This window comes from Microbacterium sp. (assembly GCF_039812165.1).
Classification (GTDB): Bacteria; Actinomycetota; Actinomycetes; order Actinomycetales; family Microbacteriaceae; genus Microbacterium.
On record NZ_JBDIAB010000106.1, the window covers coordinates 1 to 10,144 of the forward strand.

The following is a 10,144-nucleotide window of genomic DNA, read 5'->3' on the forward strand; positions in this document are numbered from 1 at the left end:
GTGGTCGTCGACGCGCCGGAGGGCGCCGAGGCGGCGCTCCGCGAGAGTGCTGCGGCCGCCGGCGTCCCGGACACCCGCCTGCAGGTGCGCGGCGCGCTGGCCGGCGCCGATCGCGCCGCGGTGATCGCGGGCGCCGCCGCCCTGCTGGCGCCCTCGACACGCACCGACTATCCGTGGCGCATCCTCGACGCGCTCGCGCTGGGGGTGCCGGTCGTGGCCGCCGACTCCGACGTGCACCGAGAGGTGCTCCTGGACGGCGGCGTGCTCGTCGCACCCGACGCCGAGGGCCTCGCCGACGGCCTCACCCGCGCCCTGTCGGTCGACCCCGCGCGTCTCTCGGTGCTCGCCGCCGACCGCGGTCGTGCCTTCTCGTGGGACAGCGCGGCAGAGCAGGTCTGGCACCTGCACGCCGAGCTCTGAGCGACTCCTGATCGCGACGCGGGCGAGCGTGCCCGCGTGTCGTTCGCGTGCGCAAGATGAGAATGCTCTCATCGGCGTGTCGCATCGATAACTTCCGCAACATTGGTGTATTTGCGCATCTTCCGCAACACTGGTCGGATGAACCCCACACGAGAGCACCGTGTTCGGGCGCGCCGCAACGTCGTGACGCATGTCTTCACCGCCGTGCTGGTCCTGCTCGCCTCGTTCGTCGCGGTGCCGGCCGCGAGCGCCGCCGCCCCCGTCGACGCGCAGCGCGTGAAGGCCGCCGACCTCAGTCAGTTCCAGCCGGGGAACATCGTCTCCGACGCCGTCTTCTACAACCCGGCCACGATGACCGAGGGCCAGATCCAGGCGTTCCTCGACTCCAAGGTGTCGAGCTGCCGGTCGGGCTACACGTGCCTGAAGGACAAGACCGACGCGACGCGCTGGATCGGCGCCGACCCCATGTGCAACGCCTATCCGGGCGGCGGGGTCGAGTCGGCGGCGCGCATCATCTACAAGGTGTCGCAGGCGTGCGGCATCAACCCGCAGGTGCTCATCGTCATGCTGCAGAAGGAGCAGGGGCTCGTCACCGACACGTGGCCGACGACGGGCCAGTACCGCGCGGCGATGGGGCAGGGATGCCCCGACACGGCGCCCTGCGACGCCGAGTACTACGGCTTCTTCAACCAGGTGCACGGCGCGGCCTGGCAGCTCAAGCGCTACGCCAACCCGCCGGGGACCAGCAACTTCTTCACGTGGTACGCGCCGGGGCGCACGTGGAACATCCAGTACAACCCCAACGCCGCGTGCGGGTCGTCGCCGGTCTACATCGCGAACAAGGCCACCGCCGCGCTGTACTACTACACGCCGTACCAGCCCAACCGCTCGGCCCTGGCCGCCGGATACGGCCTCGGCGACAGCTGCGGCGCGTACGGCAACCGCAACTTCTTCCAGTACTTCACCGACTGGTTCGGCTCGACGCAGGGCGGCGCCCCTGCCGCAGTCCCTGGCAGCCCCTTCGGAAACGTGGAGATCGTCCAGGCGCGGCCGGGCGAGTTCTTCGTGGGCGGTTGGGCGGTCGATCCTGACACCGCCGCACCGATCTCCGTGCACGTCTACGTTGGCGCTGCCGGCGTCGCTGTCGCGGCCGACATTGCTCGTCCCGATGTCGGCGCGGCCTATCCTCAACTCGGGTCGGCGCACGGGTTCCACACGGTACTCAAGGCCAACGGCGCGGGGACGGTCAACATCTGCGTCTACGCCATCAACACGGGACCCGGCGCGAACGTCCTGATGGCCTGTCGCTCCGTCGACGCCATGAGCGGCTCGCCGAACGGCGCGCTCGACTCGGTGACCGCCGCACGGGGCGGCGTCTCCGTTGCCGGGTGGGCGATCGATCCCGACACGACCACACCCACCTCGGTGCACATCTACGTCGACGACACCGGCCTCGCGATCGACGCCAATGGACACCGGCCGGACCTCGCGCCGTACTACCCCGCGTACGGCACGCAGCACGGCTTCGCGACGACCGTGCCGACGACACCGGGACCGCACAGGGTGTGCGCGTACGCGATCAACGTCGGTCCGGGTTACACGACGACACTCGGATGCTCGACGGTAACCGTCCCCGGGTCGGCAGACCTCGGACGACCGCCGTTCGGAAACTTCGATGCCGCCATCGTGAACGGCTCGACGGCGGCGGTCTCGGGATGGGCCATCGATCCTGACACGACCGAGCCCATCCCGGTGCACCTGTACGTCGGCGGTGTCGGCGCGGCGTACGTCGCGGACAAGTCCCGCGACGATGTCGGAGCCGTCTATCCGATGTACGGCGTCGCGCACGGCTTCTCGGAGCAGCTGCAGTTGCCGTCGGGACGGTCGGATGTGTGCGCCTATGCGATCAACACGGGTGCAGGTGGCCACACCTTCCTCGGTTGCCGGAGCGTGTCGGTGGCCGCAGCGCCCGTGGATGGTGGCCGCGCACCGTTCGGCAACCTCGAGACGGTCACACCCGTCGCCGGTGGCGCCACGGTCGTGGGCTGGGCGATCGATCCAGACACGACGGCTTCGATCCCGGTGCACGTCTACGTCGACGGTTCGGGCGTGGCTCATCCTGCGGATGCGGTGCGGGTGGACGTCGCGGCGGCCTATCCGGGCATGGGCGCGGCACATGGGTTCGGACCGTTCGTGCCGATGTCGCCTGGTGCACACAGCGTGTGCGTGTACGCGATCAACGACGGCGCCGGCGGCCACACCTTCCTCGGCTGTCGTGACGTGACGGTTCCGTAACGGCCGACCGGCGATGACGAAGCGCCCCCGCACCGATCTGATTCCGGTGCGGGGGCGCTTCGTCTGCGCGGGTGCGTGGGCCGTCAGGCGCGCAGGTAGGCGGCGAGGGCCGTGTCGACGTCGGTCGGACGGAAGCCGGTGGCGTCGATGCGGGTGAGGTCGAGGACGCTGTTGCGCGGGCGCGGCGCGACGGGGCCGGATGCCGTGGCGAAGTACTCCTCGGTCGAGACGCCCGTGATGCGCGCCGGGTCGTGGCCGGTGAGCGAGAACACCGCACGGGCGACGTCGGCCCACGAGGCCGGCTCGCCCGAGCCGGTCAGGTCGTAGACGCCGTAGGGGGCTCCGGTCTCGACCAGGTGACGGATGCCGCGGGCGAGGTCGTCGGTGAAAGTCAGCCGCCCGACCTGGTCGTCGACGACCTTCGGGTCGATGCCGCGCTCGGCGAGCGAGGCCATCGTGCGGACGAAGTTCTTGCCCTCGCCGATGACCCACGACGTGCGCACGACGTAGTGGCGGGGGACGGTCGCGACGATCGCGTCGCCGGCCGCCTTCGTCTGGCCGTACACGCCGAGCGGCGACACCGGGTCGTCCTCGGTGTAGGGCCGGTCGGCGGTGCCGTCGAACACGTAGTCGCTCGAGACGTGCACGATGGTGATGCCGTGCGCGGTCGCGACGCGGGCCAGGGCGGCCACCGCGGTGACGTTGGCGGCCCACGCATCCGTCCTGCCCGCCGGCGTCTCGGCGAGGTCGACGGCGGTGTAGGCCGCGGCGTTGACGATCGTGCCGTAGTCGCGCCAGCGACGCGCGGTCGCGAGTGCCGGGGAGGTGAGATCGAGCTCGTCGCGCGTCGCGTACTCGACGTGCGCGGCGTCGCCGAGCTCGGCGCGCAGGGCCCGGCCGAGCTGGCCGTTCGCGCCGACGACCAGGGTCTTCCGGGGGGCCATCGGCGTCACGTCGGCCAGACGCGGGTGGGCGAGGTCCTTCGCAGAGATCTCGACGTCGGCCAGCGGGATCGGCCAGGCGATCGCGGCGGTCTCGTCGGCGAGGTTCAGGAACGTGTACGACGCCGCGGGCGACCAGTGGTCGTTGACGAGGTACGAGTATGCGGTGTCGGCCTCGAGCGTCTGGTACGAGTTGCCGACGCCGCGGGGCACGAAGATCGCGCGCGACGGGTCGATCTCGGCCGTGAACACCGCGCCGAACGTGGGGCCCTCGCGAAGGTCGACCCACGCGCCGAAGATGCGGCCGGCGGCGACCGAGACCCACTTGTCCCACGGCTCGGCGTGGATGCCGCGCGTCGTGCCGACCGCGTCGTTGAACGAGATGTTGTTCTGCACCGGGCCGAAGTCGGGCAGCCCCGCCGCGACCATCTTCTCGTGCTGCCAGTTCTCCTTGAACCAGCCGCGGTTGTCGCCGTGCACGGGCAGCTCCCACAGGACCAGGCCCGGGATGCCGGTCTCGACCGCCTGCAGCGGCTTGCCGAACGTCGTCATGTCGCCGATCCCTCCGCTCACTGGCCCTTGGAGGCGTAGAAGGCCTCGGTGGCGTCCTTCGCCGGCGCCCACCACGCCTCGTTCGCGCGGTACCAGTCGATCGTGGCCGCGAGCCCGGCCTCGAAGTCCTGGAAGCGCGGCAGCCAGCCGAGCTCGGTGCGCAGCTTCGTCGAGTCGATGGCGTAGCGCAGGTCGTGGCCGGCGCGGTCGGTGACGTGGTCGTAGGCGTCGGCGGGCCGCCCCATGATCTGCAGGATCAGCTCGACGACGTCCTTGTTGTTCTTCTCGCCGTCGGCGCCGATGAGGTAGGTCTCGCCCAGCTCGCCCTTGTCGAGGATCGTCAGAACGGCCGAGGAGTGGTCGTCGGCGTGGATCCAGTCGCGCACGTTCTCGCCCTTGCCGTAGAGCTTGGGACGGATGCCGCGCAGCACGTTCGTGATCTGGCGGGGGATGAACTTCTCCACGTGCTGGTACGGCCCGTAGTTGTTCGAGCAGTTCGAGATCGTCGCCCGCACGCCGAAGGAGCGCACCCACGCGCGCACGAGCAGGTCGCTGCCCGCCTTCGTCGACGAGTACGGGCTCGACGGGTTGTAGGGCGTCGACTCGGTGAACCGCTCCGGGTCGTCGAGCTCGAGGTCGCCGTAGACCTCGTCGGTGGAGATGTGGTGCAGCCGGGTGTCGTGGCGGCGCGCCGCCTCCAGGAGCGTGTACGTGCCGACGATGTTGGTGTCGAGGAACGGACGCGGGTCGTTCAGGCTGTTGTCGTTGTGCGACTCGGCGGCGTAGTGCACGACGGCATCCGCCTCGCGGAACAGCTCGTCGACGAGCGCCGCGTCGGCGATGTCGCCCTGCACGAACGCGAAGCGGTCGTCGGGCAGCCCCGCGAGCGACGCGCGGTTGCCCGCGTAGGTGAGCTTGTCGAGCACGGTCACGTGGTCGTCGGTGTGGTCGATGACGTGGTGCACGAAGTTGGAGCCGATGAAGCCGGCGCCCCCGGTCACGAGAAGTCTGCGCATCAAGCCAGGATATCGAGCCGATCCTGGGAGACCGATGGCGCGGGATCCCCCCTCCGCGGTTGCATGCGGGGTGCGGCATGCACGAGCCTGGACGTCACACGATAGTCGATCCGAGGAGCACCTGATGTCAGTGCGCAGCACCGCGGCGCCCGTGCGGCGTCGGGGACTCCTGTCCGTGCTCGCGATCGCGGCGCTCGTCGCCGGGCTCGTCGCCGGCGGGACAGCACCGATGGCATCGGCCGAGCAGACCGGGGTCGAGCTCCCGGTCATCGACATCGCCCTCACCGACCCGGATCCGTCGCACAACTCGATCGGCTACCTGCACGGCCGGGGGAAGAACAAGGTCGGTGCAACGATATCGGTCGAAGACCCTGCCGGAGTGCACTCGGTGGCTGCGACGGTGGGAGAGATCAAGGGGCGCGGGAATCACACGTGGACCTTGCCGAAGCGGCCTTATCAGATCAAGTTCTCGTCTGACCAAGCCCTTCTCGGCATGGCACCGCAAAAGACCTGGGTCCTGCTCGCGAACGCCGCCGATGCGTCGCTCATGCGCAACCGCATCGCCTACGACCTCGCCGGCGCGATCGGGATGCCCTATGCCCCTGAATCGCGCTTCGCCGAGGTGCGGATCGACGGCGTATACCAGGGGACCTATCTGGTCGCTGAGAAGACCGAGGTCAAGAAGAACCGGGTGGTCCTGAACGACTCGAGAGGAGTGCTCGTCGAGCTCGACAACAGCTACGGCGCCGCGGAGGACTTCTTCTTCTACACCGGCACCAGCAGGAGCCTGTTCACGCTCAAGGACGCGAAGTCCGACATCCCGGACCGCCTGTCCGACGGCGCGCTTCCCGCGCTGCCGGCCGCCACGCAGGCCGGCTGGGACGACGTGCGGGCGACGCTGAACGAGCTCGACGCGCTGCTGGCCGCGCCCGCGCCGGACTGGGAGCGGATCGGTGCGCTCATCGACGTCGACTCCTTCGTCCGCTACTACTTCGTCTACGAGGTCACACAGAACCCGGAGATCGTCGCGTCGAGCATCTACTTCTACAAGGACGGACCGTCCGACGTGCTGCACGCAGGGCCGGTGTGGGACTTCGACACGAGCCTCGGCAACTACGACAAGAGCGAGGCGCTCGGTGCGTTCCCGAACGCCGAATACGTCAAGAACGCGCGGATGCTGCTCGGGGGAGGCAACGGCTGGTACGGCGATCTGTTCCGGATTCCCGAGTTCGTACAGCGCGCCAACGAGTTGTGGGCACAGGGCATCGGAGAGGCGGTCCGGGGGCTCTCGGCCGGCGTCAACGCCCACGAGGCGGAACTGGCGGCGTCCGCCGAGCGCAACTTCTCCACGTGGAAGACGCTCGGTATGCCGACCATGCTCCTGGCCGGCTATGGCAAGGACTACGCCTCGACATACGCCACGGAGGTGTCCTACCTCCGTGACTGGGTCTCGCGTCGAGCGGCCTTCCTGCACGACGCGTACGGCGACGTGCCGGTCCTGAGCGGACGGGCCCACGTCGAGGCGTTCGGATGGCTGCCCGCGGTGAGCACCGGACAGTTCATGGGGACGACCGGGCTCGCGCGCCGGCTCGAGGCCTTCTCGGTGTCGGCCGTGGACGCCGTCGGGAGCGGCGGGATCGAGGCGAGGGCGCACGTGCAGAACAGGGGCTGGTCGGACTGGGCCTCGGCGGAGTCGGTGGGCACCACCGGCCTCGGCCTGCGGCTCGAGGCGTTCCAGCTGCGCCTGACCGGCGACTTGGCGGCGCACTACCGGCTCGCGTACCGCGCGCACGTGCAGAACATCGGCTGGCAGGACTGGGCGTTCGACGGCGCGACGGTCGGGACCACCGGCCTCGCGCTCCGCGTCGAGGCGGTGCAGATGCGCCTGCTCCGGACATCGCCCGCCGAGCCCGGTCCCGAGCCGACGGCTGCACCCGAGCCCACTCCCACGCCGGACCCGACGGCCACGCCGGACCCGACGGCCACGCCGGATCCGACGCCGACCGTGGAGCCCACCGCCACCCCGGATCCGACTCCCACGCCCGATCCGACCGCGTCGCCCGAGCCGACGCAGCCGCCCGAGCCCACGGAGCCTCCGCCGCCTGTCGGCGCGGGCCAGGCGTCGTACAGCGCGCACGTGCAGAACGTCGGCTGGATGCCGACCGTGCACGACGGCGAGACGGCCGGGACGACGGGGCGGTCGCTCCGGCTCGAGACGCTGAGGCTCGCGGTGTCGAGCCCCGGGCTGACCGGGGACGTCCTCTACTGCGGCCACGTGGAGGGCATCGGCTGGCAGCCATGCGTCGACTCCGCGCAGGCGATCGGCACGTCCGGGCAGGGCCTTCGGCTCGAGGCCTTCACGATCGCGCTCACCGGCGAGCTCGCCGAGCACTACCGCATCTCGTATCAGGCGCACGTGCAGGACGTCGGCTGGCAGCCGCTCGTGTCCGACGGCGAGGTGGCCGGCACGGTCGGCCAGTCCAAGCGCATCGAGGCGGTCCGCATCGTGCTCGAGCCGAGGCAGGTGTCCGGATGACCCTCCGCGCGGCGCGGGTCGTCGCGGCGACCGTCCTCCTGGCCGTGGCGCTCGCCGCCTGCACCGGCGGGGACGCGCCCGCCCCGACGGAGCATCCGCTCCCCACCGGCACCTTCTCCGGGCCGCCGCCGCTGGAGCCGCTGCGCGACACCTCCGTCGCGCTCATCACCGACTTCGGCAACTGCGACGAGGGCGAGCAGGCGGTCGCCGACATGGTGGACCGCTGGCAGCCGCAGGCGATCGTCACCGCGGGCGACAACACGCAGACCACCGAGGGATGCGCGCCCTACACCGAGTCGGTGCTGCCCTACTACGGGCGATGGCTCGACAGGCCCGACGGGCCGCAGTTCTTCCCGGTGCTCGGCAACCACGACTACGACAACGAGGGCGCCGGCCTCGAGCAGTACGTGCGCGCCTTCCCGTACCTGAGCGCCGCGGACGACCCGCAGCGGCGCTGGTACGAGCGCCGGATCGGCGGCATCCACTTCTTCCTGCTCGACAGCGAGGTCGCCGGCGACGACGCCCGCACGCAGCAGGAGTGGCTGAGATCGGCCCTCGCGACGGCGGCCGCCTCGCCCACCGACGCGGCGTGGCGCGTCGTGGTCTTCCACCGTCCGCCGTTCAGCTCCGGGGGTCATGGCCCGTGGCCGCCGATGCAGCCGTCCGCCGGCTGGGACTACCGCGGCTGGGGCGCCGACCTCGTCGTCTCCGGTCACCAGCACGTCTACGAGGACGTGATCGTCGACGGCCTGCACTACCTCACGGCCGGGGTCGGGGCGAGCGGGACGGAGCGGGCGTGCCCCGCCCCCGACGCGCGCGCCGAGGGGAGCCGCACGTGCGTCGCGGGCGCGGGCGCGGTGCTCCTGGCTGCCTCGCCGGACACGCTGCGGGTCGAGTACCGTCATCCGCGCGACGGCGCCGACGTCGTCGTCGACGCCTTCACGCTGACCAGATGAGCCCCGCGACACGGAGACGATCCGTTTGGCCGCGCGGTGCGGATCCGCGAGACTGAGACCATGCGCGGCATCATCCTCGCCGGGGGGACCGGCTCACGTCTGCACCCGATCACCCTGGGCGTCTCCAAGCAGCTCGTCCCGGTGTACGACAAGCCGATGATCTACTACCCGTTGTCGACGCTGATCCTCGCGGGCATCCGCGACATCCTCGTCATCACGACGCCGCAGGACGCCGACCAGTTCCGGCGGCTGCTCGGCGACGGGTCCCGCTTCGGCGTCTCGATCACGTACAAGACCCAGCCCTCGCCCGACGGCCTCGCGCAGGCGTTCATCCTCGGCGAGGAGCACGTCGGCTCCGACTCTGCGGCGCTCGTGCTCGGCGACAACATCTTCTACGGGCAGGGCATGGGCACGCGCCTGCGCCAGTACGCCGACCTCGACGGCGGCGTGATCTTCGGCTACTGGGTCGACGACCCGACCGCGTACGGCGTCGTCGAGTTCGACGCCGACGGCCGCGTGGTCTCGCTCGAGGAGAAGCCCGCGGTCCCCAAGAGCAACTACGCCGTCCCCGGCCTGTACTTCTACGACAACGACGTCGTCGAGATCGCGAAGGGCCTAGAACCCTCGCCGCGCGGCGAGCTGGAGATCACCGACGTCAACCGCGTGTACCTCGAGCGCGGACGCCTGCAGGTCGAGCTCCTCCCGCGCGGCACCGCGTGGCTCGACACCGGCACGTTCGACTCCCTCAGCGAGGCGACCGACTTCATCCGCACCGTCGAGAAGCGTCAGGGGCTGTCGATCGGCTGCCCCGAGGAGGTCGCGTGGCGCATGGGCTTCCTCTCCGACGACGAGCTGCGCGCGCTCGCCGAGCCGCTCGTCAAGAGCGGCTACGGCGCGTATCTGCTCAAGGCGCTCGCCAAAGACCGATGAACGATGTCAACGCTCACGAGCTCGCCCGCGACCCAGCGGTGAGACGACTTCTCCTGTTCGCCGTGGATGACGACTTCGGTGAGCTCGACGATGCGTGTCTCTACGCACTCACGTCGTTGAAGCCCTTGGCGACGTCTCTTGTGGTGATCGTCGATCGTCGGGTCTCCTCCGCCCAGCGAGAGCGCCTCGGAACGCTCGCGGATCATGTGCTCGTACGTCAGGACGACCGCGTGACGTCGGATGCGTACCGTCTCGCACTGACCGAGGCGGCCGACGATCTCGCCCAGTTCGATGAGATCGTGTTCAGCGGCAACGGCTGGTTCGGTCCGTTGACCTCGATGGACGAGGTCTTCGAGCGGATGATGCGTGCGGAGGTCGATTTCTGGGAGCTGATCCGCAACGACGACCGACACCCCAACGACTACGGATTGGAAGGGTTCCCTATTCGTCATCGGCCCTGGATCTGGACCGTGGCACGCCGGTCGCTCATCGAGAGCG

The 10,144-nt window shown here is 70.1% G+C and carries 8 protein-coding genes; 6 read left to right on the forward strand and 2 right to left on the reverse strand.

All coding sequences use genetic code 11. The features are described from left to right. Nucleotides 1–420: glycosyltransferase (locus tag WML84_RS09365; RefSeq protein WP_347345878.1), on the forward strand; the 420-nt coding region annotated here is incomplete at its 5' end. Between the two features lie 138 nt (nt 421–558). Continuing rightward, the gene (locus tag WML84_RS09370) at nt 559–2,715 is read left to right on the forward strand and encodes a hypothetical protein (protein ID WP_347345879.1); all 2,157 of its coding nucleotides are present in this window, start codon (nt 559–561) and stop codon (nt 2,713–2,715) included. 83 nt (nt 2,716–2,798) lie between these two features. Here WML84_RS09370 and rfbD read toward each other — a convergent pair whose 3' ends face one another. Both rfbD and rfbB read right to left on the reverse strand, forming a co-directional pair. Continuing rightward, a complete protein-coding gene (gene rfbD, locus WML84_RS09375; RefSeq protein WP_347345880.1) occupies nt 2,799–4,208 on the reverse strand; it encodes a dTDP-4-dehydrorhamnose reductase in 1,410 nt (469 codons plus the stop codon). Between the two features lie 17 nt (nt 4,209–4,225). Continuing rightward, on the reverse strand, nt 4,226–5,224 hold the full coding sequence (gene rfbB, locus WML84_RS09380) for a dTDP-glucose 4,6-dehydratase (protein ID WP_347345881.1): 999 nt from the start codon (nt 5,222–5,224) through the stop codon (nt 4,226–4,228). 124 nt (nt 5,225–5,348) lie between these two features. Between rfbB and WML84_RS09385 the strand changes: the two genes are divergently transcribed. The 4 genes from WML84_RS09385 to WML84_RS09400 all read left to right on the forward strand — a co-directional run. After that, the gene (locus WML84_RS09385) at nt 5,349–7,760 is read left to right on the forward strand and encodes a CotH kinase family protein (protein WP_347345882.1); all 2,412 of its coding nucleotides are present in this window, start codon (nt 5,349–5,351) and stop codon (nt 7,758–7,760) included. Further along, nucleotides 7,757–8,716: a metallophosphoesterase gene (locus tag WML84_RS09390; RefSeq protein ID WP_347345883.1), complete on the forward strand. Its 960-nt coding sequence runs from the start codon at nt 7,757–7,759 to the stop codon at nt 8,714–8,716. Before WML84_RS09385 ends, WML84_RS09390 begins: the two co-directional genes overlap by 4 nt. Before the next feature lie 60 nt (nt 8,717–8,776). Beyond that, nucleotides 8,777–9,646, forward strand: coding sequence for a glucose-1-phosphate thymidylyltransferase RfbA (rfbA, locus tag WML84_RS09395; protein WP_347345884.1), 870 nt, complete (start codon nt 8,777–8,779; stop codon nt 9,644–9,646). After that, nucleotides 9,643–10,144: rhamnan synthesis F family protein (locus WML84_RS09400; protein WP_347345885.1), on the forward strand; the 502-nt coding region annotated here is incomplete at its 3' end. The genes rfbA and WML84_RS09400, both read left to right, overlap by 4 nt.